This window comes from Pantoea dispersa (genome assembly GCF_019890955.1).
Taxonomy (GTDB): domain Bacteria; phylum Pseudomonadota; class Gammaproteobacteria; order Enterobacterales; family Enterobacteriaceae; genus Pantoea; species Pantoea dispersa.
Map to the genome: position 1 here is coordinate 3002371 of NZ_CP082346.1, position 23880 is coordinate 3026250.

Below are 23880 nucleotides of genomic sequence, written 5' to 3' on the forward strand. Positions count from 1 at the left end.
GCGTTAGCGCTGTAAAACTGCGATATGCTGCACGGGTCAATCATCCCTTAGTAATACCTTTCTCTTTTTACATTTTTCGGCGACAGGATGCGCCGAGCTATTTTTATCCGCAGCAATAAAATCGTAAATTAACATTGAATAACTGGGATCCTGTTATGTCTGTACCTGCCTCGCTGCGCTATCGTCCGGATATCGATGGTCTGCGCGCTGTCGCCATTATATTGGTTGTGCTGTTCCACTGCGGCGTCAGCGCCATGCCGGGCGGCTTTATTGGCGTCGATATATTTTTCGTTATTTCCGGCTTTTTAATTGGCGGTATTATCAGTAAAGAAATTACCGCCGGCACCTTCTCGTTTTATCAGTTTTATTTACGCCGCATCCGGCGTATTGCGCCCGCCCTGTTTTTTATGCTGATGGTATTGCTGCTGCTCGGTTATCTGCTGTTATCACCGCTGGAATTAAGCCAGCTGGCAAAATACAGCATGGCGGTGTTTCTCTCGGTGCCCAATATGCTGTTACTGAAGAGCGGCGACTATTTCAGTGCAGATGCCGATCTCAATCCGCTGCTGATGACCTGGTCGCTGGGCATTGAGGAGCAGTTCTATATCGTGCTGCCGTTTATTCTGCTGCTGGCCGCGCGGCTGCGGCGCACAATGACCGGCGTGGTACTACTGCTCAGCCTGCTGTCGCTGGCCGGCTGCCTGTGGTTAACGCCCCTCTCCAGCACTCAGGCGTTTTATCTGCTGCCAACCCGCGCCTGGGAGCTGGGTGCCGGCGTGCTGCTGGCGCTGTGGCAACCCCGCCCCGTCACCGGCCGGCTGGCCAGCCTCTGTCATCTTGCTGGCTGGCTGCTGATCATCGGTGCCACGCTGTTACTCAGCCATAGCGATCGCTTTCCCGGCTGGCTGGCGCTGCTGACAGCCGGTGCCATGGTGCTGCTGTGGCAGAGCGGTGGCCTGAAATCGCGCGTCAGTGAAGCGGTGATGCTCGGCGACGAATGGAAAGTCGCCGCCCAGCGCGATCCCTGCCTGCTGGATTACGGCGCCACGCGGCCCGCCCGCGATGCGCAGTGCCAGCCGCAGAGTGACACACCGGCGATAGCGCTGATTGGCGACAGCCATGCCGCCGCGCTGGCGTCTAACGTCGCCGATTACGCCCGGCGGCAGCAGAAACCGCTGTTTCAGCTGACCAAAGCCTCCTGCCCTTTCCTGCTTGACGCCACGCGCGCGATGCCGCAAAAACCGCAGCATGCACAGCAGTGCCTCGATTTTAATCAGCGGGTTTTGCCGATCATTCTGAGCGATAAAATAGACGAAGTGGTGATCAGCGCGTTCTGGGCTGCGGGCCTCAGTACGCAGCCGGGCAGCGGATTCCGCAGTCTCCGCGATCCGGCGCAGGACAATCTGCAGGCGCTGAAAAGCGGGCTGGATACCGTGGTGGCGCAGCTGCTGGCGGCGGGGAAAAAGATCACCCTGATTGACGATGTGCCGACCATCACGCTCGATCCGCTGCGCTACAGCCATAACCGCAATATGCCGCTGCGCCGCAGCCTGAATAGCTGGCTCAGCGCGCAGGATGGCGCGGCGCTGGCGGCGGAACGCACGCAGCAGATGCAGATGCCAAACGCATCGGTGGCAAATCTGTTAAAGGATTATCAGCAGCGCGGCGTGCGCGTGTTGTCACTGCAGGAGACGTTGTGTAATGCGCAGGGTTGTCTGGTCACTCATCAGGGTATGCCGCTCTGGTACGACAATAATCACCTGAATCCGTACGGCGGAGAGATGGCGCTGGGGAAAAACTGGTAATGCACCACGGGCGAAGTCTCGCTTCGCCCGCTGTAAAGTTACTTACGCTTTACGTTTCTTCGCCAGCGGCCACGCCAGCAGCAGCAGAACAATCCACGCAAACCCGACGTACAGCGAGATACGCGTATCCGGGAAGTAGCCAATCAGCGCGATGATAAAGGCAAGGAACAGCACCCCCACCCACGCCGTAGCGCTGCCGCCCGGCAGAGCAAACTGCAGCTTACCGGCCTGCTCTTTGCCGATTTTGTGGCGGAACGCGATCTGCGACAGCAGAATCATAATCCACACCCACACGGTGGCAAACGTCGCCAGCGAGGCAATCACCAGGAACACTTTTTCCGGCATCAGATAGTTGAGGTACACCGCCACCAGCATGGCAAGCATCATCACCAGCACCGTGACCCACGGAATGCCGCGATTCGACACCTTCATAAACATCTTCGGCGCATGTCCCTGCTGCGCCATACCGTGCAGCATGCGGCCGACGCCAAACACATCGCTGTTAATCGCCGACAGCGAGGCAGTCAGCACCACAAAGTTCAGAATGGAGGCGGCGGCGGCGATACCGAGGTGCTGGAAAGTCAGCACGAACGGGCTGCCTGCGGTACCGACCTGGTTCCAGGGATAGATCGACATGATCACAAACAGCGTGCCGACATAGAACACCAGAATGCGCAGCGGTACGGAGTTGATGGCGCGCGGGATCGATTTCGCCGGATCTTTAGCTTCGCCGGCGGTGATACCAATAATCTCAATGCCGCCGTAGGCGAACATCACCATCTGCAGCGACAGCAGCATGCCGACGATACCGTGGGCAAAGAAGCCGCCGTTGGTCCACAGATTATGGATGCCGGTCGGCTGACCGCCGTTGCCGATGCCCCAGAAAATCATGCCGAAACCGGCCACGATCATGATGATGATGGTGGCAACTTTGAAGAAGGAGAACCAGAACTCCACTTCGCCAAACACCTTCACGCTCATCAGGTTGATGGCGCCGATGATCAGCACCACCGACAGCACCCAAATCCAGTGCGGCACGTCCGGGAACCACACGCCCATGTAGATACCAAAAGCCGTGACGTCGGCGATCGCCACAATCAGGATTTCAAAGCAGTACGTCCAGCCGGTGATATAGCCCGCCAGCGGTCCGAGGTAATCCTGCGCGTAGCGTGAAAACGAGCTGGCCTGCGGATTGTTCACCGACATCTCGCCCAGCGCGCGCATGATGATATACGCCACGGCGCCGCCGATGATGTAGGCCAGCAGTACGCTGGGGCCTGCCATTTTGATGGCATCTGCCGAGCCGTAAAACAGCCCGGTGCCAATCGCCGATCCCAGCGCCATAAAACGGATGTGGCGCGTGCTCAGTCCGCGTTTGAGCTTATTGGTTTCTTGCATAACAAACAGTACCTGTGGAAATGAAAAAACCACGGGCAAGCCCGTGGTCGGAATTAACAGCGATGTTGCTTACTGGTGAACGGCAACCTGCTCACGCCCTTTCACCCGGTCAACTACCGCAGCAATCACCAGCATCGCCAGCGACGGCGGCAGCCAGGAGAGTCCCTGATCGGCCAGCGGCAGATGCTGGCTAAACAGCGGCAGCGCATCTTTAAAGCTGGTGGTTTTGATGGCGTCAACGATACCAAACAGCAGGCTGATCAGCATGGTTGGCGCAATGATGCGCGTGCTGCGATTCCACCAGCTCAGGGTAAAGCTCAGTACCACCAGTACGATGCACGGCGGATAGATAGCCGTCAGTACCGGAATCGAAATCTGAATCAGGTGGCTGAGACCGAGGTTCGACACCAGCATGGCGAACAGGCCGAGAATAAACACCAGCGCTTTATACGACAACGGCAGGTATTGCGCAAAGAATTCTGCGCAGGCGCAGGTCAGGCCCACCGCCGTAACCATACAGGCGACGAAAATCAGCGCGGCGAGGAAGACACTGCCCATGCCGCCGAAGGTCTGCTGCACGTAAGCATGCAGAATCGCCGCGCCGTTAGCGTTCTGATCGACAATCGCGCCGCTGCCGGAGCCCAGCTTGAACAGGCTGAGGTACACCAGCGTCAGGCCAACACCGGCGATCACGCCTGCCAGCATGGTATAGCGCGTCAGCAGTTTGCTGTCTTCCACGCCACGCGAACGCGCCGCATTAACGATGACGATACCGAACACCAGCGCGCCGAGCGTATCCATGGTCAGATAGCCGTTCACGAAACCGCTGGAGAAGGCCGCACGCTGGTAGTCGGCGGTGGCCGGCGAAATGCCGCCAGCCGGCCACAGCAGCGCCGCGACGCCCAGAATGGTCAGCGCGACAATTTTCAGCGGTGCGAGGAAGTGGCCGACGGTGTCCAGCAGCTTGCCCGGATAGAGCGAAATGCCAATCACCAGCGCGAAGTACACCAGGCTATAGATAAACAGCGGCAGCGGGCCGTCGCCGGTCAGTGGCGCAATCCCGACTTCAAATGAAACGGTCGCGGTGCGCGGCGTGGCAAACAGCGGGCCGACGGCGAGATAGCATACGGTGGCGAGCAGCAGACCGGCCGCTTTACCAATCGGTGAGCTGAGCGCATCAATACCGCCGCCAACGCGCGCCAGCGCGATCACGGTCATCACCGGCAAACCAACCGCGGTGATCAGGAAGCCGAAGGCGGCAATCCAGACATGCTCGCCAGACTGAATACCGACCATAGGCGGGAAAATGATGTTTCCTGCGCCAACGAACAGGGCAAAGGTCATGAAGCCCAGCGCCAGGATATCCCTGGAGGTTAAACGATGTGTCATAAACTTCTGTACTGCCTGTAGCTGATGTTGCGGTGGAAGTTGGGTTTGTGTTGTCCCCTGAATGCGCGAAAACAATGGCTTAACTGGCTTGACCAGTGCGTTATGCGGGCCGAATCGGTACAGCGCAGGTGATTTAAACTGCTTTTCTTCTGTTCACAGAGGGATGAATCGACAACGGCGCAAATTAAAACGTTTATAGCGAAGAAAGGCAATACGGGATCGGAAAACCAGAAGGATATAACAGGAAAGCGTCAGAACGCAGTGGATAAGCAGGAAATAGTCGGAAAACACCTGAGATGATTTGCTTAAAGTTTCTGCAAAGCGGGCGATATCCTTGCAGAAACCGCCGCAGGGATGCACAAAAGGCGCGCTTTACGCGCCTGTTTGCACAACTTTACAGCATCACCACACCTGTTGTGCGATGTCGACAACCAGACGAATCTTCTGCCACTGCTGCGCTTCGGTCAGGCTGTTGCCCTCTTCCGTTGACGCAAAGCCACACTGCGGGCTGAGGCAAATCTGGTCGAGGCTGACAAACTGCGCCGCTTCCTGCAGGCGCGCCTTCACCTGTGCAGCGTCTTCCAGCTCGCCGGTTTTGGTGGTAATCAGCCCTAATACCACCTGCTGATGACCCGGTTTGATGAAACGCAGCGGCTCAAAGCCACCGGAGCGCTCATTATCGTACTCGAGGAAAAACGCATCGATGTTCACGCTGCCAAACAGAATTTCCGCCACCGGCTCGTAGCCGCCTTCCGAGATCCAGGTCGAGCGGAAGTTACCGCGACACACGTGCAGGCCAACGGTGAGATCCGCCGGTTTATCTTCCAGCGCGCGATTCAGCACCTGCGCATAAATGCGCGCCAGCTGTTGCGGATCTTCACCGCGCTCGCGGATTTGCTGCTGCTGATCGCCTGAACACAGGTACGCCCAAACGGTGTCATCCAGCTGCAGATAGCGGCAGCCAGCGTCGTAAAACGCCTTGATCGCATCCTTGTAAGTCTGTGCCAGATCGGCGAAGTACTGCTCCAGATCCGGATACACTGTGGCATCAATCACTTTGCGGCCGCCGCGGAAGTGCAGCACGCTCGGGCTGGGAATGGTCATTTTCGCCACCGCATCGCCGGCTACGCTTTGCAGGAAGCGGAAATGGTCCAGCATCGGATGCTGCGGGTTAAAAGCAACTTTGCCGGTGACCTTCACGCCGTGCGCTTTGGTCTGCACGCCGTTGAACTGAATGCCCTGATCAGCCTCGAACAGCTCGACACCGTGCAGATGGCCAAAGAAATCAAAGTGCCACCAGGCGCGGCGGAATTCACCGTCGGTCACCACCTGCAGACCGCTGGCGCGCTGCTGCTCCACCACCTGGCGAATCGCATCGTCTTCTACCTGACGCAGTTGTTCGGCGCTGAGGGTGCCACTGGCGAACTGCTCGCGTGCCTGCTTAATGGCAGCGGGACGCAGAAAACTGCCGACGGTATCGGCGCGGAACGGGGCGGTGTTGCGTTGCATATTCACTCCTGCACTGGCGCATAATTGCGTCAGGGTATAATTGCGTAGGGTTATTTTCAGCCATCTGGATGGCTATATGTCCATAAGAGTGACATGGCGCCCTGCCGGCGGCAATAGAAGAAAATTCAGGGAACGTGAAAAAAATTCATGATCGGTCAGCGTGAATTAGTTTTGCGCAATCGCCGCGCGCGCCTGCGCGATCTGGCTGTCGGACAGCGGCAGGTAGCCGGCCTCCGTTACGCGGCGCTGACCCTGCGCAGAGAGCACCTGCTGCAGAAAGGCGGCGACCAGCGGCGGCAGCGGTTTGCCGGGTGCCTTGTTAACGTAGATATACAGCGGGCGCGACCACGGATAACGGCCGCTGCGGATCGATTCGGCATCTGGCATAACGCTGTCGCCGCTGGCGGTGACGATCGGCAGGGTTTTCACGCCGCTCAGGTGAAAGCCAAAGCTGGCGTAGCCGATGCTGTTCGGCGTGCTGGCGACCGCCTGCACCACCGCCGCCGAGCCGGGAAACTCCGCGACGTCAGCGCGGAAATCGCCGCGACACAGCGCCTGCTGCTTGAAGAAGCCCCAGGTGCCGGAAGCGGAGTTACGGCCAAAGCGCTGAATACTGCGCGTTGCCCAGTTCGCCGTATGCAGGCCAACATCGCCCCAGCGCTGCGGCACCTGCTGTGCGCCGCACAGCCGGGTCACGGAGAACAGCGCATCCAGCTGCGGCTGACTGATGGACGGCAGCGGATTGTCCTGATTGACCACCACCACCAGCGCATCCATCGCCACCGGCACCGCCAGCGGTGCATAACCATAGCGCGCGATAAACAGCTGACGCTCATCCACCTGCATCGGCCGGCTCATGGCGCCAAGCTGAGCGGCTCCGGCGGCCAGCGCGGTCGGCGCGGTCGACGATCCCGCCGCCTGCACCTGCACATTAACGCCCGGCGACTGACGGCTGAAGTCTTCGCCCCACAGCGTCATCAGATAGCCCAGCGTGTCCGAGCCCACGCTGCTCAGGTTGCCGGTCAGCATGCTTTGCTGAGCCGTCGCCAGCAGCGGGCACAGTAATAAAAGAGAGAGCAGCAGTGATTTCATCACAGAGTCCGGTGGCGTTTACTGCGCCACATTCTCGCGGATTCCGTTCGCCACAATCAAGCGCGGTGGCAGCACGAAGCGGAAGCAGGTTTCCTGATGCGGCACGCTGCTGATCTCCAGCCGCGTGGTGTGGTGGCCGAGCGCATGCTTAACAATGGCCAGCCCCAGCCCGCTGCCGCCAGTGGCGCGCGAGCGCGCTTTATCCACGCGGTAGAAGCGTTCGGTCAGGCGCGGCAGATGCTCCTCGCTGATGCCGGGCCCGTTGTCGCACACTTTAAATTCGGCGCCCTGTTTGGTGCGCAACCAGCTGATGTCGATGCGCGTGCCATCCGGCGTGTGGTTCACTGCGTTATACACCAGATTGGAAATCGCGCTGCGCAGCTGTTCATCATTGCCGAACACCTTCAGGTGCGGATCGGTGTGGAAATGGATGCTGTGACGGCCCTGGCTGAGGGTTTCCGCCTCGCGCTGCAAAAGCAGCAGCATGGTCGGCACATCCACCGTCTCTTTCAGATCAATGGCGGGGGCCGCTTCGATGCGTGACAGCGTCAGCAGCTGCTTCACCAGGCTGTCCATGCGTCGCGTCTGCTCCTGCATGGTATTGAGCGCCTTGCTGCGGGTGCGCTCGTTCATCCCGGCATCGTCCATCATCTCCAGATAGCCCTGCAGCACCGTCAGCGGGGTACGCAGTTCATGGCTGACGTTGGCGAAGAAGTTACGCCGCGCCCCTTCCAGCTGGTGCATCTGGGTGACATCACGCGCCACCATCAGCCACTGCCCTTCGCTGTAAGGCATGACGCGGAACTCCATGTGATGCTGGTTATTGAGCACCAGCGTCAGCGGCTTGTTGAAGTCGCGCTGGCGGATATAGCGGGAGAATTCAGGGTAGCGCAGCAGGTTGAGGATATTCTGGCCATTATCTTCCGGCCAGCGCAGCCCGAGATGCTGCTGAGCCAGACCGTTACACCAGAAAATGGTGCCCTCTTCGGTGGTGAGCACCACCGCGTCCGGCAGCGACTCGGCCCCGCTGCGAAAGCGTTTGATCAGATTGCCCAGCTCGCGCCGGCGGCGGCGATTGCGCAACTGCATTTGATACAGGCCGTAAAACAGCGGTTCCCAGCTGCCGCGCCCGGTGGGCGGCGTCATTGAACGATCAATCCACAGCCAGTGCGACAGCCGCATCAGATTTTTGAAGTGCCAGAACAGCACGCCGCACACGGCCAGTAACAGCCACAACGGCAGATAGCCAACCAGCAGACCCAGCACCAGCGCAGGCAGACACACCAGCGCCAGCTCGGTCAGTAATCTCTTCCAGGAGAGTCGTTCCAGCACGGTAAAAGACTCCGTTTAGTAGCGGGCAGAGAAACGATACCCTGTTCCGCGAACGGTTTGTACCATGCGATCGTGGCCGGAAACTTCCAGTGCTTTACGTAAACGACGGATATGCACATCCACGGTGCGGTCTTCCACATACACGTTAGTGCCCCACACGTGATTCAGCAGCTGTTCGCGGCTGTATACGCGCTCCGGATGCGTCATAAAGAAGTGCAGCAGTTTGTATTCGGTCGGTCCCATTTCCAGCGGCGTGGTTTCGGACATCACGCGATGCGAGGAGGGATCGAGGCTCAGCCCCTGCATCTCAATCACCTCTTCCACCGCCATCGGTGAGATACGGCGCATCACGGCTTTAATGCGCGCCATCAGCTCTTTGGGCGAGAACGGCTTGGTGATGTAATCATCGGCGCCCACTTCCAGCCCGCGCACGCGATCTTCCTCTTCACCGCGCGCCGTCAGCATCATCACCGGAATATCACGCGTCATGGCTTCACGCTTTAAATGTTTGATGAACTGAATGCCGCTGCCGCCGGGTAACATCCAGTCCAGCAGAATCAGATCGGGCCAGGGTTCGATCAGCTTGCCAATCGCGCTGTCATAGTCCTCAGCCTCAATCGGCTGGTAATCGTTTTGTTCCAGCACGAAACATAACATTTCACGGATGGGAGCTTCGTCTTCCACAACCAAAATGCGCTTAGCCATTATTACTCCTGCGATTGTGACGGCATGTCACGGGGGTTTGCGGCGCCATTATGCGTCAGTTTTGTGACACTTTTATGAAAAACCCACCTCATGATAATCAGATAAAAAGCGCAATTGTGACAACCGGTTTCGCTTTTTTTTCATTGCGTTGTTAAGCGGTTATACTGCCGCTTTGCGATAGCAGGCACGGAGCATTCATGCGCATTATTCACACCGCTGACTGGCATCTCGGTCAGTTCTTTTACAGCAAAAGCCGCGCCGCCGAGCACCAGCAATTCCTCGACTGGCTGCTGGCCGCGATTGTGCAGCATCAGGTGGATGCGCTGATCGTCGCTGGCGACCTGTTTGATACCGGTTCGCCGCCCAGCTACGCGCGCGAACTGTTTAACCGCTTCGTGGTGGCGCTGCAGCCCAGCGGCTGCCAGCTGATTGTGCTGGCCGGCAACCATGATTCGGTCGCCACGCTGAATGAATCGCGCGAGCTGCTGGCCTGCCTCAATACCCGCGTCATTACCAGCGCCACGCCCGGCGGCGAGCAGCAGGTGCTGACGCTGCAACAGCGCGACGGCACGCCGGGCGCGCTGCTGTGCGCCATTCCCTATCTGCGTCCGCGCGACATCCTGCGCAGCCAGGCGGGTCAGTCCGGACGCGATAAGCAGCTGTCGCTGCTGCAGGCGATTGAGCAGCACTATCAGCACTGTTATGCCGCCGCCGTGGCGCAGCGCGAAGCCATGGACAGCGCGCTGCCGATCATCGCCACCGGGCATCTCACCACCGTGGGCGTCAGCAAGAGCGATTCGGTGCGTGATATCTACATCGGCACGCTGGACGCCTTTCCGGCGCAGGCCTTCCCGCCAGCCGACTACATTGCGCTGGGCCACATCCATCGTGCGCAGCGCATCGCCGACAGCGATCACATCCGCTACAGCGGTTCGCCGATTGCGCTCAGTTTTGATGAGCTGGGGCGTGAGAAAAGCGTATTCCTGCTGGAATTTAGCACCCGGCTGGAGTCCGTCACACCGCTGGTTATTCCGTCATTCCAGCCGATGCAGATGTTAAAAGGCGCCATGGCGGAGATTGAACAGCAGCTGACCGCGTTTCACACGTATCAAGGCGATCTGCCGGTGTGGCTGGATATCGAAATCACCACTCAGGAGTACCTGAGCGATCTGCAGCGCCGCATCGAACAGCTTACCGAGGCGCTGCCGGTTGAGGTGCTGCTGGTGCGCCGCAGCCGCGATCAGCGTCAGCGCAGCCTGGCGCGGCTGGAGAACGAAACCCTGAGCGAACTGAAAGTTGAAGAGGTGTTTGCCCGCCGGCTGGCGCTGGAGGAACAGCTGGAGGATGGACAGCGCGCGCAGTTAACGCAGCTGTTTCGCAGCACGCTGGCGACGCTGGAGGATCCGGGCGCATGAAAATTCTGACGCTGCGTTTTAAAAACCTCAACGCGCTGCGCGGCGAGTGGTTTATCGATTTCCGCCGCGAGCCGTTTGCCAGCAACGGGCTGTTCGCCATCACCGGCGCCACCGGCGCGGGTAAAACCACGCTGCTGGATGCCATCTGTCTGGCGCTCTATCACCAGACGCCGCGCCTTGGTGGCCTGTCGCAGAGCGAAAATCAGCTGATGACGCGTGACACCGCTGAGTGCCTCGCCGAAGTGGAGTTTGAGATCAAAGGTGAAGCCTGGCGCGCCTTCTGGAGCCAGAACCGCGCGCGCGGCCTGGCGGAAGGTAAACTGCAGGCGCCGCGCGTCGAACTGGCGCGCGTGGCGGACAACCAGATCGTCGCCGATAAAGTCGGTGACAAGCTCAAAGCCATCGAAACCTTGTCCGGTCTCGATTTTGCCCGCTTCACCCGTTCGATGATGCTGTCGCAGGGGCAGTTTGCCGCCTTCCTCAATGCCAAACCCGGCGAGCGCGCCGAGCTGCTGGAGGAGCTGACCGGCACCGAAATCTACGGCCACATCTCGATGCAGATCTACGAGCGCTGGCGCACGGCGCGCGCGGCACTCGACACGCTGCGCGCCCGCGCCGGTGCGGTGCAGTTGCTCGACGACGCCCGCCGCGCCGAACTGGCGCAGCAGCTGGAGCAGCTGACCCGCACCGAACAGGATCTGAGCGAGCAGCTGGCGCAGGCCCAGCAGCAGCAGCAGTGGCTGACGCAGCAGCAGCAGCTCAACGCGGAGCAACAGCAGGCGCAGCAGGCGTTGCAGGCTGCCGCCACGGCCTGGCAGCAGGCGGAAGGCGATCGTCAGCGGCTGGCGCGTGCTGAACCGGCGGAGAAGCTGCGCGACAAACTGCAGCAGCGCGAACAGCTGCAGCGCGACCAGCAGACACTGAACCAGCAGGCGCAGCAGTTACAGCAGCAACAGCAACAGGCACAAGCGGCGCTGCAGCAGGCTGAAAGCCACTATCAGGCCGCACAGCAGGCACGTGAACATGTGCTGGCCGAACAGCAACAGCTGGAGACGCTGCTGAGCGAACAGGTGATCCCGCTCGATCAGCAGATCGCCAGCCGTGCACAGCAGCTTGAGCAGCAGCAGGCGCTGCTGAGCGAACAGCAAAAAACGCTGTTACTCAGCCAGCAGGCGCTGGATCAGCATCAGCAGGCAAGTGAACGCTTACAACAGCAGCTGGCGCAGCAGCAGGCGTTTCGCCTGAGTGAAGCCGCTGTCGCCCGCTGGGGCGGCGAACTGGCGCGCTGGCAGGCCGAACTCGCCCGGCTTGAAGAGCGTGAGCAAACGCTGACGCAGCTCAGCGCGCAGCAGCAACAACTGCAAAGCCAGCTGGAACAGCAGCAGCAGGCGCTGCAGGCGCGCGAACAGGCGGCACAGCCGCTGCAACAGGCAGAAGCCGCGGCACAGCAGCAGCGCCAGCAGGCGGAGCAGGTGCTTACTTCGCTGGAAGCGGAGATCGCCAGCCCGGCGCTGCGGACGGCGCTGGCGCAGCATCAGCAGCAGCGCGGCGTACGTCAGCAGCTCAGCCTGCTGGCGGCACAGTGGCAAACGCTCCAGCCGCAGCGCCAGCAGCGTCAGCTTAAACTGCAGCAGTTACAGCAGCATGCTGAGCAGGAAGCGCTGGCGTTGCAGCAGCTGCGCGAGGAGTACAAGCGCGAGCATCAGACGCTACTGGATGTGCGTCGCCTGTGTGAACTGGAGCGCACGATTATTCAGCTGGCCGACGAGCGGGCGAAGCTGCAGCCGGAACAGCCCTGCCCGCTGTGCGGCTCCTGCCAGCATCCGGCCATCGACCGCTACCAGCAGTTGCAGCCGGACGAAAATCAGCAGCGCCTGGCCGCGCTGGAGAGCCGCGTGATGCAGCTCAGGGAAGCCGGCACTGCGCGGGGCGAGCAGCTCAAACTGTCGCAGCTGCAACAGCAGGCGCTGCAACAGGAAATCGCCGATCTCGACCAGCAGATCGCCGCCACCCGCGAGCGCTGGCAGGCGCTGTGCGGTGAGCTGGCGCTTACCTTCAGCGCTGAACAGCACGCAGAATTCAGCGCCTGGCTGCAGCAGCAGGACGCGCTCGAAGCCCGCCAGCAGCAGCAGTTGCAGGCGCGTGAACAGGCGGCCGTCACGTTGCAGCAGGCCAAAGACGCGCATCTGCACCAGCAACAGCGCTGGCAGCAACATCAGCAGCAGCAACAGCTGGCACAGCAGCAGCTTGCCAGCGCCCGGCAGCAGCGGGATGAGATCGATCAGCGCGTCAGCGGTGAACGGCAGGCATGGCAGCAGCAATTGCAGCAGCTGGAACAGCAGCTGGCTGCCCATCAGCTTAGCCTGCCGGCAGCGCCCGAGCGCGCCGGCTGGCTGCAAACGCTGCAGCAGCGCTGGCAGCAGTGGCAGGAAAGTGAGCGGTTACTTGCTGAGCTACAGCCGCAGCTGGCGAAAAGCGAAACGGAAGGCAGCAGCCTGCAGCACACGCTGGCGCGTGAACAGCAGCAGGTCGCCAGCCTGCAGCAAGCCCTTAACCACCTGCAACAGCAGCAGCAGGCCCAGCAGCAGCAGCGCCAGCAGCTGTTTGGCGACCGGCGCGTGGCGGACGCGCGTCAGCAGCAGCACGCCACGCTGCAACAGCATGACCAGGCGCTGGCGCAACAGCTGCAGCGCTGGCAGCAGGCGCAAAGCGAGCTGCACGGCCTGAAAGGTCAGTATGAACAGATTGTCAGCCAGCAGCAGACGCTGGCGCAGCGCGCAGCGGACGCTGAAAACGCCTTCCGGCAGGCGTTGCTGCTCAGTGATTTCGCTGACGAAAGCGCCCTGCGCGCCGCGCTGCTGGCGGAAGATGAGGTGCAGACGCTGCGCCAGCGGCTGCAAACGCTGGAGCAGCAGCATCAGCAGCACACCGCGCTGCATGCCAGACTGGCGCAGCGGCTAAGCGATCACCAGCAGCAGCGCCCGGCCGCGCTCAGCGATGCCGATGCTGGCTCCATCGCTGCCCGGCTCGAGCAGCTGCGCGTGGCGCTGCGTGACAACGCACGCCAGCAGGGCGAAGCGCAGCAGCAGCTGCACAGCGATACCCAACAGCGTCAGCAGCAGCAAACGCTGCTGGCGCAGATCGCCGCTGACGAAGCGGAACTGGCACAGCTGAGCCGCCTCAACGATCTGATCGGGTCGGCCAAAGGCGACAAGTTCCGCCGCTTTGCTCAGGGCTTAACCCTCGATCATCTGGTGTGGCTGGCAAACCGCCAGCTCGATCGCCTGCACGGCCGCTATTTATTGCAGCGCCGCGTCAGCGATGAGCTGGAGCTGGAAGTGGTGGATACCTGGCAGGCCGATGCCACGCGCGACACGCGTACGCTGTCCGGCGGCGAGAGCTTCCTCGTCAGCCTCGCGCTGGCGCTGGCGCTGTCCGATTTGGTCAGCCATAAAACGCGCATTGAATCACTGTTTCTCGACGAAGGCTTCGGCACGCTGGATGCCGAAACGCTGGACACCGCGCTGGATGCGCTCGATGCGCTTAACGCCAGCGGGAAAACCATCGGCGTGATCAGTCATGTGGAAGCGATGAAAGAGCGTATCCCGGTGCAGATCCGGGTGCGTAAAATGAACGGGCTCGGCTACAGTAAACTGGAGCTGCCGGGCGAGTGATGCGTGAAGTGGCGCGGCGATCAGCTGATCGCCGCGCCAGCGAGATTAACGCGTAACCGGCGCTTTGTAGCGCGGACCGGCCAGCAGACCACCCTGCTCGTTCTGCGCTAACAGACGCGCGCTGGTGACACCGGCAATGGTGTGCGCTTTGTCACCCGCGTTGCTGGCGATCTGTTTGATCGCCGCCGACACCAGCATGCCAATGATGCCGCCGTTGCTGTTGTTGCTGTTCTCAGAATCATTGGCGGTGGCCATGCCCTGCCACAGCTCTTTACCGCTGCGCAGATCAACCAGACGGGCAGTGGCCGAGACCGTGGTCACCGAATCAACCACCAGATAGCTGCTGCCATAATCGGTAATCGAAATGTACAGTGCGCTGTCTGCGTTGAAGATGTCATGCAAGCGCTTCGTGCTCACCGCCTGAATTTCATGCCCGTTGCTCAGGCCGTTTTGCTGGAAGGTCTCTTCCACCACCGCCACCGGGAACACGTAGTAACCCGCTTCCGCCAGCGGCTGGGTCACCAGCGAGGTGAAGCTGTGCGAGGCGTTGATATCCGGCGCACGGTTATCGGCAGGCAGCACCAGAATTGATGCCGGCTTACTGGCACGGAAGGCGCTGTAGTCATACGGTTTCTTATTCTGGGCACAGCCGGTCAGCAGCAGCGCCGCGAATACGCCGCACACGGCAATCAGTTTTTTCATTGGTTCACTCCTTTTTTCTTCATCAGAAAGTCCATGTACGGGGCCGATTCCGGAAACAGCTGCTTCTCAAGGGCGAACTGGCTGAAAGCTTTATCCGTATTGCCGTTTTTGGCGTACAGCAGGCCCAGCTGGGCGTGCAGACCCGGTGCTACCGGCTTGTTCACCGCTTTGGCCTTTTCGATATCCAGATTCAGCGCATCAATCTGCTTCTGCGGATCGCTGTCTTTCTGGTAGTAGCTGTATACCTGCTGCTGGTAATCACCCCAGTAGTAGATCGGCTCCGGTCCTTTTGGCGCACAGCCGGCCAGCACGCCTGCCGCGATCAGCGCGGCGCTCAGTTGCAGTAATTTCATCGTCAATATCCTTATTTCACCGGGCGCCATGCGCCGTTATTAATGCCATCTACCAGGTGGTCGACCGCTTCACGGATCGCCAGATCCATCACTTTGCCGTTCAGGGTAGAGTCATAGCTGGCGGTACCGCCAAAGCCGATCACCTCACGCGCTGACAGCTGGTATTCACCCGCGCCCTGCACGCTGTACACCACTTCTGAAGTGGTCACATCCACCACATTCAGGTTCACTTTGGCGTAAGCGATCTGGCTTTTACCGCGCCCGAGGATGCCCCACAGCTGCTGGTCGCCCACTTCTTTGCGCCCGAACTCGGTGATGTCACCGGTGATGATGTAGTTAGCGCCCTTGATATTCTGCTGGCTGTGTTTGAAGTCGGCTTCCTGCTGCAACTCTTTCAGGTTGCTGCGATCCAGCACGTTGAAGCGATTGGTCTGCTGCAGATGCGTAATCAGAATGGTTTTGGATTGGTTGCCCAGACGATCAACGCCGTCGGAGAAAATCCCATTCATGTATGACGAACGGTTATCAAACTGTCCCACCGCGATTGGGCTGCGCACGCCCTGATAAGCCGGCTGGCTTGCGGCGCGAACCTGAGGCGCGTCGATGGCGCGCGACGACTCGGTGGCACAGCCACTGAGCAGCGCGGCGCTTAACAAGGAGAGTGCCGCAAAGGCATATTTCTTCTGCATTTCTGGTCCATGAATAAAGGAAGGGATAACACCGCCACCAGGCGGCAAATTCTGGTTATGCCGACAGTCAGAGTAATGCCATAGCATTCCCTGCTGCGGTCTGTAGACTGTCGGCAGCAGCGCCAGGAATCTTTAGCGAAAATGCAGGCTTATTAATGAATTTAATTAATCGATTAGCGAGACTATCAGGTGGGTTAGTAATGATGGTGGGGCTCAGCGCCTGCCAGCAGGTGTCCGCGCCGGCCCCCAGCCTGGCCAATCAGTGCCAGCCGCAGGGCGATGCTGACAGCGCCGCCTGCCACTGGAGTGAAGCACTGCAGCAGCAGCTCAATAAGCAGTTTCACGATGCGGCGCGCTATGCCGGACAGCAGTGCTGGGTGCGCCTGGAGTGGCAGAACCGTGGGCGCTACACGGTGACGCAAACCCAGGGCGACGAAGCGCTGTGTTTGCGTGCGTGGCAGCTTATTGGTCAGTCGCGCGGCTTACCGCCTCCGCCGCAGCGCGACCAGCCAGCGTGGTTTGGCTTTGCGCCGCACCGGCCTGACTAACCAGCTCATCCTGGCGCCACTGGCGCGGGCTGATGCCGAACCAGCGGCGGAAGGCGCGGGAAAATGCGCTGACCTCGGAATAGCCAAGCAGCAGCGCCATCTCCGAGATGGGCAGCTGTCTTTGCTGCAGATAGTGCGTGGCCATTTCGCAGCGCACCTTATCCACCAGCGCGCTAAAGCTGATGCCCTCTTCGCGCAGGCGTCGCTGCAGCGACCAGCTCGACAACCCCATTTTGCCGGCGATCTCCTCCAGCACCGGTTCGCCCTGAATGAGCGTCAGGCTGACCTGCGAACGCGCCTGTTCGACCACGCTCTGCACGCTGGCGCTGCTGTTGAGTCGGCGAATAGCATCCTGCATCACCATCAGCAGCATCGCATCCTGCTCCGGCATGGCGCGCTGCAGGTCGCGTTTCGCGATCAACAGTGAGTTAAACGGCTGATCGAACCAGACCGGCGCATCAAACACTTTGCAGTGCTCGTGCCACTGCTCCGGACGCGGATGTTCAAAGTGCACCTCGCGCGGCGCCCAGTTTTTGCCCGCCACGTGGCGAATCAGGTTGAGGAACATGCCGAGCGTCAGCTCCGCATCCTGACGGCGTGCCAGGATCGCTCCGTGGCGCACCTGATAATCGAGCCGCCAGCAGTCGCCCTTGTCCACCAGCCGCGTCAGCGTATCGTGCTGGTGCCAGGGAAACGCGTTCACCACATTGTGCAGCGCCTGCTCCAGCGTCGGCGAGCACAGTCCGATGTAGCCAATTAACCCTAATGACTGCGGTTTGAACTGCCTGCCGTAATGCAAACCGAAGTTATCAAAGCCGGAGTGGCGCGCCGCTTCTTCCATCACGCGGCAATAGTTCACCAGCCCGAGGCTCAGTGTCGGGCTGGCCAGCAGTTCGGAATCGATACCGCTGATGCCAAAGATGCGATCGACATCGCCACCTTTATCCGTAATGAAGGCGCTCAGACCGGTCGCCGCCGCGGCCAGAACGCCACGGTTGCTGGCGGGTGTGGCAAACGCGCTGAAGGCATCAGCAGCAGAGATGAGTGATTGCATGGGAACCTCTCAGGGATCGCGCGGATAACAGAATGAAGGGATCCAGCAATTTTCATACCAGCGTCACACGACGGCGCGCGGTGCAAGGCAATGCACCGCCTGGCCGCCGCTGGCGCGCTCCCGGCGGCGATCTGCGTGCCTGTGACGGCCGGCGCGCTTGATGCGCAGGCACCAGATTACGCCATCAGCGCGCGCCGCTGCCCTCTGCTGGTGCAGGTCACGCGCCTACCGGCAGCTGGCTGCTCTCAAGATAGCGACGGCACAGCCGCACCGAATGGCTGGCCCAGAGCGGCCCGAGGCTGAGCGCCATCTCGGTATCGGCGTGCGTGCCCATCCACGCCGTCATTTGGATACGACGCTGGATCAGTAGCGTCGGCACCAGCGCCATCTCAGCATCGCTGATGTGCGCCACGCGTTCATAGCCGAGGATCCAGTTATCCACCCACTCCGCCGCACGCGGATGGTGCTCGACGAAGCTGATCGCGGCCGCCAGATCGTGCAGATACCAGCCCATGCCGCAGTCGTCGAAGTCGATCACCCGGGTCTCGCCTTTGTGCAGCAGCAGATTGGTCAGACGCAGATCGGCGTGGATCAGGCCGTAGCGATCGCGCTCTTTACCAAATTCCGCCAGCGCCTGCCCGGCGCGCTCTACCGCCGCTGCGATAATGCCGTGATCGGCCGGATCGAGATGCGGCGCATCCTGCCAGCGCCCCCAGTGGCTGTGCTCGCTGACCATGGTGTGATGATCCCAGATAATGCGCTGAAAACCTTCGGGTTTCTGCCAGCTGCGGCTGTGCTGATGCAGGCGCGCGGTGATGGTCCCGAGCTGCTGAAAGGCTTTGGGATCGACGTCGGTGGTCGGCATCTCGCCGTCAATCCAGTGGAACAGCACCGCATGACGCGTGCTGCCGTCCGCCAGCATCAGCGTCAGCACGCTTTCACCGTCGCGCGCCGGGATGGCCTGCGGCACCATGATGCCGGTCTCGCGCAGCGCATCGAGCCACATCAGTTCACTGAGAATATCCGCTTTGCTGTGGTAATCCGGCCGGTGCAGGCGCAGCGCGTAGCGTTTGCCGCCGGCACGCAGCAAAAAGGTGGCGTTCTCCGAACGGCACAGCAATTGCAGCTCACCGTGCAGCGCGGCGGGATAGCAGGCCAGCGCACGTTGCGCCAGCAGGGTGATCTCGGCATCGGTCAGGGATTCGGCTTGTTTGGCGCTCATTCATCACTCTCCAGCATCAGTCTCTATAAACCAGTGTTATCAGCATGGGATGAGGTCGTCCTGACTGCCTGACCGCAGAACAGCAAAAGTTGACCGCAGCGTACAGCCAGCGCTTTTTCTGGCAGCGAGTTGACCGCAGAGGACAAAACTCACTGCGCCGGCGTCAAGTTTTCCCGTCCCGGGCAGCGGCATTATCCCTTCACTGTAGCGCAAACCCACAATAGCGCGGTGCCAACGCCGCACAACAAGCATGACGGGGAGATGAAGATGACAGGCAAACTAAAACCCACGCTGGGCACCCTGCATTTATGGGGTATTGCGGTTGGACTGGTGATTTCCGGTGAGTATTTCGGCTGGAGCTATGGCTGGGGCGTGGCCGGGACGCTGGGATTCCTGATCACCACCGCGCTGATCGCCACGCTTTATACCTGCTTTATTTTTAGCTTTACCGAACTGACCACGGCGATTCCGCATGCTGGCGGGCCGTTCGCTTACAGCCGTCGGGCATTTGGCGAAACCGGTGGTCTGATTGCCGGTCTGGCGACGCTGATTGAATTCGTGTTCGCCCCGCCGGCCATCGCCATGGCGATTGGCGCCTACCTCAACGTGCAGTATCCCGATCTCAACCCCAAAACGGCGGCGGTCGGGGCTTATCTGTTGTTTATGGCACTGAATATTCTCGGCGTGAAGCTGGCCGCGATGTTCGAACTGGTGGTGACGGTGCTGGCAGTGCTGGAGCTACTGGTGTTCATGGGCGTGGTATCGCCGGGTTTCAGCGTCGCTAACTTCGCCGCCAACGGCTGGGCCGGCAGCGACCATTTTGGCATGCCAGCGCTGTCCGGCATCTTTGCCGCCATCCCGTTCGCTATCTGGTTTTTCCTCGCCATTGAAGGCGCGGCCATGGCGGCCGAAGAAGCCAAAGATCCGAAGCGCACCATCCCAAAAGCCTACATCAGCGGCATTCTTACCCTGGTGGTGCTGGCGATTGGCGTGATGCTGCTGGCCGGCGGCGCGGGCGACTGGCGCAAGCTGTCGGACATCAACGATCCGCTGCCGCAGGCGATGAAGATGATCGTCGGGGAGCACTCTAACTGGATGCATATGCTGGTGTGGATCGGCCTGTTTGGCCTGGTCGCCAGTTTCCACGGCATTATCCTTGGCTACTCGCGTCAGTTCTTTGCCCTGGCGCGCGCGGGCTATCTGCCGCCCAGCCTGGCGAAGCTGTCGCGCTTCCAGACGCCACACCGCGCCATCATCGCCGGCGGTGTCATCGGTATCGCCGCCATTTACAGCGACGGACTGATCAATCTGCAGGGCATGACGCTGACGGCCGCGATGATCACCATGGCAGTGTTCGGCGCGATCGTGATGTACCTGATGAGTATGCTGAGCCTGTTTAAGCTGCGCCGCAGCGCACCGGACCTGGAGCGCAGCTTCCGTGCGCCGGGCTATCCGTTGGTTCCGGGCATCGCACTGGTGTTGTCGCTGGTGTGTCTGGTGGCGATGCTGTGGTTTAACCCGGTAATCGGCGGATTGTTTGTGGCGATCATGGTGCTCGGCTACCTTTACTTCCTCGCCACCAAAGCCCAGCGCGAGCGCGCACCGCAGGATTCCATGCTGGTCGGCGAGTAACAAACGCATTGCCCCTGCCCTTCAGGCAACGGAGGCGGGTACACAGAGCTCTTTGTGTACCCGTCTCTTTCTGCCCCACGCACTCAATCCATCCCACCACAGCACCGCTCCGGTCTTGCTGCTGTGATACCTTTTTTGCATGACGAAAATGACAATTCATTACGCGTAATCGGGGTGCAACAATCAAAAAAACCACAAAAGGAGCCACTATGCACACCCGACATTTATCGCAAACCCTGTCTGTCAGTTCGATCGGCTATGGTGCCATGGGACTGAGCGAATTTTATGGGCAGACAGACGACCACGCTTCACTGCAGCTGTTACACACGCTTATCGACCTGAATATCACGTTTATCGACACCGCGGATATGTACGGGCGGGGCCATAATGAGCGGCTGATTGGCCACTTTCTTGCCGGTCTGGATAACACCACGCGTGAGCAGTTTAACATTGCCACCAAGTGCGGAATCGATCGCCCTGCGGACCAGGCTTATGCCCGGACGATTAACAACCAACCTGACTACATCACCCGCTGCTGTAATGAATCGCTTAAAAGGCTTGGCGTTGAGCGCATCGATCTGTTCTATCTTCACCGCGTGAGCCAGGTTACGCCGATTGAAGAGAGCATGGAATGCCTAAGCCGCCTCGTTAAAGCGGGTAAGATCAACCACATTGGCCTGTGTGAAGTTTCTGCTTCAACCCTGCGCCGGGCCCATGCCGTCCACCCGATCGCCGCCCTGCAAACCGAATATTCACTGTGGACGCGCGATATCGAAGCTGAGATTCTGCCGGTGGTGAAAGAGCTGGGTATAGGTTTAGTTCCCTACTCTCCGCTGGGCAGAGGGTTTCTGACCGGAAAGTATCGTCATAACAGCGACTTCGCTGAGGGTGATTTCCGCAAAAATAATGCGCGCTTTAGTCAATCCAGCCTCGACCATAACGCCCAGCTTCTTGACGCGGTGCACCCGCTCGCTGAAAAGTACAGCTGCACGCCAGGGCAGATTGCGCTGGCCTGGCTACTGGCGCAGTACGACAAACTGATCCCCATTCCGGGAACGAAACAGACCCGCTATCTGGCGGAAAATGCGCAGGCCGCCGATATCGTGCTAGAGCAGGCAGATATCGCCTTACTGAACGCTATCCACCAGCATATTGAGATCAGGGGCGAGCGCTATTCTCAGGAAGGGATGAAAAGCATTAATGCCTGAAGCCATAACCGGGTAACGCCCGGTTATTTTTTCGGACGTCGCGCCGCCAGCCTGCTGCGCGTCCAGACCGATTAACCCCATATCCTGCTGATCTTTCGCGGGGTAGAATAACGTCTTTGATTACCCGGATGGACTCTATGGCGACGGCAGAGCACCTTATCAGCAACCATCTCCCCAGCGTGAAACAGCTTCAATGCTTTCTTGCGGTTGCGCACGAGCTGAACTTTCGCCGGGCCGCCGAACGGCTCAGAATGACTCAGCCTCCGCTAACCCGACAGATTAAGCGCCTTGAAGCCGTGCTGGAGCAGCCGTTGTTTAGCCGCAGCACCCATGACGTTAGTCTGACGGACGCTGGCCGGGCGCTGGTAATCAAAGCGGAGAAGATCCTTCAGGCGCTGAATGAACTCAAGCCTGGCTCGCTTTCTTCAGAAAAGCGCCTGCGTATCGGCCTCACCCGCACGCTGAATTTTGCACTGATTGCGCCCATTCACCAGCAACTGCTGAAACTGGACGCCGCCGACGATGTGGAAACGCCCAATCTGACGTCTGCGCAGTTGCTGCAGTGTCTGGCAAAAAACCGCCTGGACCTGGTACTGACGGGCGAAAGGGCAACCGGCCACGAAGATACCGTTCAGTACCAGTGGATCGGTCGTGAGCCGTTGCTGGTAGCAATGCCGGCCAGACATCCGGCCAGCCTGAAAGAAAAAGTCTCGCTGGAAGCGATCGGTGATTTACCGCTGTTCTGGTTTGCCAGAAGCGCCAATCCGTCGTTCTACGATAAATGTGAACGCTTGTTTTCACAGCTCCACACCCCGCTTAAAAGAGTTAAAGAGCCCGATGATTCACTGGTTATGCTGACACACATTGCCCGAGGAAAAGGCTTTGCCCTGATGCCGCAGTCGAAATGTACCTTTCATCAGGAAGGGTTGTGTTATCGCGCACTGGCTGACGATGAAGCGCAAAAACTGCATATCGATATTTATGCCGCCATCCGACTGAATGAAAACCGGCCAGCCGTGCTGCATGCGCACGATATCGTGTGTCACACCGGTCAGTTAAGCCAACACTGACCCGCTTCGGCCCCCTCTTCCGCTGGAAGAGGGGTAAGCACGCATAAAGCGTCGTTACGCTACCCTTTCACCGGCCACAGCCAGGCGGCACCGCGCACGCCGCTGGAGTCACCGTGCACCGCTTTCAGCACCGGCGTTTCGCACTCGCGGCCGAACACCCACTGTTTCATCAGCGTCGGCACCGTCTGGTACAGCCGATCGTTGTTGCTCATGCCGCCGCCGAGCACGATCACATCCGGATCGAGCAGGTTAACCACCTGCGCCAGCGATTTGGCCAGCCGCGTTTCATAACGGCTCATCGCCAGCTCGGCTACCGGATCCTGCTGCTCGATCAGCCGGATGATCTCCGCGCCCTTCAGCGCCTGTCCGCTGAGACGCTGATAATCAATGGCGAAGCCGGTGCCGGAGACAAACGTCTCAATGCAGCCCTGCAGCCCGCAATAGCACGGCACTTCCGCGCGATAGCGCAGTTCATCTTCATCCATCCACGGCAGCGGATTGTGCCCCCACTCGCCTGCGTTACCGTTACCGCCAATGCGTGATTCTCCGTTGATGGCCACGCCTGCGCCGGAACCGGTGCCAATGATCACCGCAAACACCAGCGGCTGGCCTGCGCCTGCGCCATCGACCGCTTCGGAAACCGCCAGGCAATTCGCGTCGTTGGCGATGCGCACGTCACGATTCAGCGCACGCGCCAAATCTTTGTCCAGCGGCTGGCCGTTGAGCCACGTCGAGTTAGCATTTTTTACCCGCTGGGTATAAGGAGAAATCGTGCCGGGAATGCCGATGCCGACCGTTCCCTGCTGCCCGGTCTGCGCTTCCGCCAGCAGGACTAAATCGACAATCGCCTGCACCGTGGCCGCGTAGTCGTCACGCGGGGTATTCACGCGGTGGCGAAACAGCTCCTCGCCCTGGTCAGACAGCGCAATCACTTCAATTTTGGTGCCGCCTAAATCAATACCGATACGCACGATTTATTCCTCATTATTCGTTCAGGTGACAGATACAGTAGAAGGCTGAATCGGGAAAGGCAATGAAACCACTCCGATGTTTCGCTATCATGCGCGCTGACTGTTTTAGACT

At 59.9% G+C, this 23880-nt stretch carries 19 protein-coding genes; 7 read left to right on the forward strand and 12 right to left on the reverse strand.

Features of this window, described 5'->3' with window-relative positions; all coding sequences use genetic code 11:
* Window positions 1–155 precede the first annotated feature (155 nt).
* Complete coding sequence (locus K7H94_RS14140; protein ID WP_222951212.1) at window positions 156–1805, forward strand: acyltransferase family protein; 1650 nt, start codon at window positions 156–158, stop codon at window positions 1803–1805.
* Window positions 1806–1847: 42 nt separating this feature from the next.
* On the opposite strand, the gene proY is transcribed toward K7H94_RS14140, so the two are convergent.
* The 6 genes from proY to phoB form a co-directional block, all read right to left on the reverse strand.
* Window positions 1848–3203, reverse strand: coding sequence for a proline-specific permease ProY (proY, locus tag K7H94_RS14145; protein WP_058757974.1), 1356 nt, complete (start codon window positions 3201–3203; stop codon window positions 1848–1850).
* Between the two features lie 69 nt (window positions 3204–3272).
* Entirely contained in the window at window positions 3273–4592 is a 1320-nt protein-coding gene (brnQ, locus tag K7H94_RS14150) for a branched-chain amino acid transporter carrier protein BrnQ (RefSeq protein ID WP_021507147.1), read from the reverse strand.
* Window positions 4593–4994: 402 nt separating this feature from the next.
* Window positions 4995–6101, reverse strand: a complete 1107-nt coding sequence (locus tag K7H94_RS14155; RefSeq protein ID WP_222951213.1) for a cobalamin-independent methionine synthase II family protein — start codon at window positions 6099–6101, stop codon at window positions 4995–4997.
* 165 nt (window positions 6102–6266) lie between these two features.
* On the reverse strand, window positions 6267–7193 hold the full coding sequence (locus tag K7H94_RS14160) for a PstS family phosphate ABC transporter substrate-binding protein (RefSeq protein WP_058781206.1): 927 nt from the start codon (window positions 7191–7193) through the stop codon (window positions 6267–6269).
* An 18-nt stretch (window positions 7194–7211) separates the two neighbouring features.
* The gene (gene phoR, locus K7H94_RS14165; protein ID WP_222951214.1) at window positions 7212–8525 is read right to left on the reverse strand and encodes a phosphate regulon sensor histidine kinase PhoR; all 1314 of its coding nucleotides are present in this window, start codon (window positions 8523–8525) and stop codon (window positions 7212–7214) included.
* Window positions 8526–8540: 15 nt separating this feature from the next.
* Window positions 8541–9230, reverse strand: coding sequence for a phosphate response regulator transcription factor PhoB (phoB, locus tag K7H94_RS14170; RefSeq protein WP_021507143.1), 690 nt, complete (start codon window positions 9228–9230; stop codon window positions 8541–8543).
* Window positions 9231–9427: 197 nt separating this feature from the next.
* Here phoB and sbcD point away from each other — a divergent pair, with 197 nt between their 5' ends.
* Together sbcD and K7H94_RS14180 are read left to right on the forward strand one after the other, a co-directional pair.
* The gene (gene sbcD / locus K7H94_RS14175; protein ID WP_222951215.1) at window positions 9428–10645 is read left to right on the forward strand and encodes an exonuclease subunit SbcD; all 1218 of its coding nucleotides are present in this window, start codon (window positions 9428–9430) and stop codon (window positions 10643–10645) included.
* Window positions 10642–14319, forward strand: coding sequence for an AAA family ATPase (locus tag K7H94_RS14180; RefSeq protein ID WP_222951216.1), 3678 nt, complete (start codon window positions 10642–10644; stop codon window positions 14317–14319). The genes sbcD and K7H94_RS14180 overlap by 4 nt, the downstream gene beginning before the upstream one ends.
* Window positions 14320–14364: 45 nt before the next feature.
* On the opposite strand, the gene K7H94_RS14185 is transcribed toward K7H94_RS14180, so the two are convergent.
* From K7H94_RS14185 to K7H94_RS14195, 3 genes are read right to left on the reverse strand one after another with little or no spacing between them, the layout of a single operon-like run.
* The gene (locus tag K7H94_RS14185) at window positions 14365–15021 is read right to left on the reverse strand and encodes a DUF799 domain-containing protein (protein ID WP_021507140.1); all 657 of its coding nucleotides are present in this window, start codon (window positions 15019–15021) and stop codon (window positions 14365–14367) included.
* The gene (locus tag K7H94_RS14190; protein ID WP_021507139.1) at window positions 15018–15374 is read right to left on the reverse strand and encodes a DUF4810 domain-containing protein; all 357 of its coding nucleotides are present in this window, start codon (window positions 15372–15374) and stop codon (window positions 15018–15020) included. Before K7H94_RS14190 ends, K7H94_RS14185 begins: the two co-directional genes overlap by 4 nt.
* Before the next feature lie 11 nt (window positions 15375–15385).
* Window positions 15386–16063, reverse strand: a complete 678-nt coding sequence (locus K7H94_RS14195) for a CsgG/HfaB family protein (protein ID WP_021507138.1) — start codon at window positions 16061–16063, stop codon at window positions 15386–15388.
* A gap of 200 nt (window positions 16064–16263) precedes the next feature.
* Between K7H94_RS14195 and K7H94_RS14200 the strand changes: the two genes are divergently transcribed.
* Window positions 16264–16611: a cell envelope integrity TolA C-terminal domain-containing protein gene (locus K7H94_RS14200; protein WP_245001375.1), complete on the forward strand. Its 348-nt coding sequence runs from the start codon at window positions 16264–16266 to the stop codon at window positions 16609–16611.
* Here K7H94_RS14200 and qhpR read toward each other — a convergent pair.
* The gene (gene qhpR / locus K7H94_RS14205; protein WP_059010580.1) at window positions 16526–17665 is read right to left on the reverse strand and encodes an AraC-like transcriptional regulator QhpR; all 1140 of its coding nucleotides are present in this window, start codon (window positions 17663–17665) and stop codon (window positions 16526–16528) included. The two genes, K7H94_RS14200 and qhpR, sit on opposite strands and share 86 nt — an antisense overlap.
* A gap of 217 nt (window positions 17666–17882) precedes the next feature.
* Entirely contained in the window at window positions 17883–18887 is a 1005-nt protein-coding gene (locus K7H94_RS14210) for a phosphotransferase enzyme family protein (protein WP_222951218.1), read from the reverse strand.
* Between the two features lie 267 nt (window positions 18888–19154).
* Here K7H94_RS14210 and eat point away from each other — a divergent pair, with 267 nt between their 5' ends.
* The 3 genes from eat to K7H94_RS14225 all read left to right on the forward strand — a co-directional run bounded on the left by eat (window position 19155) and on the right by K7H94_RS14225 (window position 22797).
* On the forward strand, window positions 19155–20519 hold the full coding sequence (eat, locus tag K7H94_RS14215) for an ethanolamine permease (protein ID WP_058758051.1): 1365 nt from the start codon (window positions 19155–19157) through the stop codon (window positions 20517–20519).
* A 209-nt stretch (window positions 20520–20728) separates the two neighbouring features.
* Window positions 20729–21727 (forward strand): aldo/keto reductase, encoded by a 999-nt coding sequence (locus tag K7H94_RS14220; protein ID WP_058757982.1) that lies wholly within the window; start codon window positions 20729–20731, stop codon window positions 21725–21727.
* A gap of 137 nt (window positions 21728–21864) precedes the next feature.
* Window positions 21865–22797 carry a LysR family transcriptional regulator gene (locus K7H94_RS14225; protein WP_222951219.1) on the forward strand — a complete coding sequence of 311 codons (933 nt, stop codon included), beginning with the start codon at window positions 21865–21867 and terminating at the stop codon, window positions 22795–22797.
* A 59-nt stretch (window positions 22798–22856) separates the two neighbouring features.
* On the opposite strand, the gene mak is transcribed toward K7H94_RS14225, so the two are convergent.
* Complete coding sequence (gene mak, locus K7H94_RS14230) at window positions 22857–23768, reverse strand: fructokinase (RefSeq protein ID WP_021507130.1); 912 nt, start codon at window positions 23766–23768, stop codon at window positions 22857–22859.
* Between the last annotated feature and the right edge of the window lie 112 nt (window positions 23769–23880).

Coding starts and splice junctions, on each gene's coding strand:
- K7H94_RS14140 (WP_222951212.1), top strand. CDS start 156: ATGTCTGTACCTGCCTCGCTGCGCTATCGTCCGGATATCGATGGTCTG.
- proY (WP_058757974.1), bottom strand. CDS start 3,203: ATGCAAGAAACCAATAAGCTCAAACGCGGACTGAGCACGCGCCACATC.
- brnQ (WP_021507147.1), bottom strand. CDS start 4,592: ATGACACATCGTTTAACCTCCAGGGATATCCTGGCGCTGGGCTTCATG.
- K7H94_RS14155 (WP_222951213.1), bottom strand. CDS start 6,101: ATGCAACGCAACACCGCCCCGTTCCGCGCCGATACCGTCGGCAGTTTT.
- K7H94_RS14160 (WP_058781206.1), bottom strand. CDS start 7,193: ATGAAATCACTGCTGCTCTCTCTTTTATTACTGTGCCCGCTGCTGGCG.
- phoB (WP_021507143.1), bottom strand. CDS start 9,230: ATGGCTAAGCGCATTTTGGTTGTGGAAGACGAAGCTCCCATCCGTGAA.
- sbcD (WP_222951215.1), top strand. CDS start 9,428: ATGCGCATTATTCACACCGCTGACTGGCATCTCGGTCAGTTCTTTTAC.
- K7H94_RS14180 (WP_222951216.1), top strand. CDS start 10,642: ATGAAAATTCTGACGCTGCGTTTTAAAAACCTCAACGCGCTGCGCGGC.
- K7H94_RS14185 (WP_021507140.1), bottom strand. CDS start 15,021: ATGAAAAAACTGATTGCCGTGTGCGGCGTATTCGCGGCGCTGCTGCTG.
- K7H94_RS14190 (WP_021507139.1), bottom strand. CDS start 15,374: ATGAAATTACTGCAACTGAGCGCCGCGCTGATCGCGGCAGGCGTGCTG.
- K7H94_RS14195 (WP_021507138.1), bottom strand. CDS start 16,063: ATGCAGAAGAAATATGCCTTTGCGGCACTCTCCTTGTTAAGCGCCGCG.
- K7H94_RS14200 (WP_245001375.1), top strand. CDS start 16,264: ATGATGGTGGGGCTCAGCGCCTGCCAGCAGGTGTCCGCGCCGGCCCCC.
- qhpR (WP_059010580.1), bottom strand. CDS start 17,665: ATGCAATCACTCATCTCTGCTGCTGATGCCTTCAGCGCGTTTGCCACA.
- K7H94_RS14210 (WP_222951218.1), bottom strand. CDS start 18,887: ATGAGCGCCAAACAAGCCGAATCCCTGACCGATGCCGAGATCACCCTG.
- eat (WP_058758051.1), top strand. CDS start 19,155: ATGACAGGCAAACTAAAACCCACGCTGGGCACCCTGCATTTATGGGGT.
- K7H94_RS14220 (WP_058757982.1), top strand. CDS start 20,729: ATGCACACCCGACATTTATCGCAAACCCTGTCTGTCAGTTCGATCGGC.
- K7H94_RS14225 (WP_222951219.1), top strand. CDS start 21,865: ATGGCGACGGCAGAGCACCTTATCAGCAACCATCTCCCCAGCGTGAAA.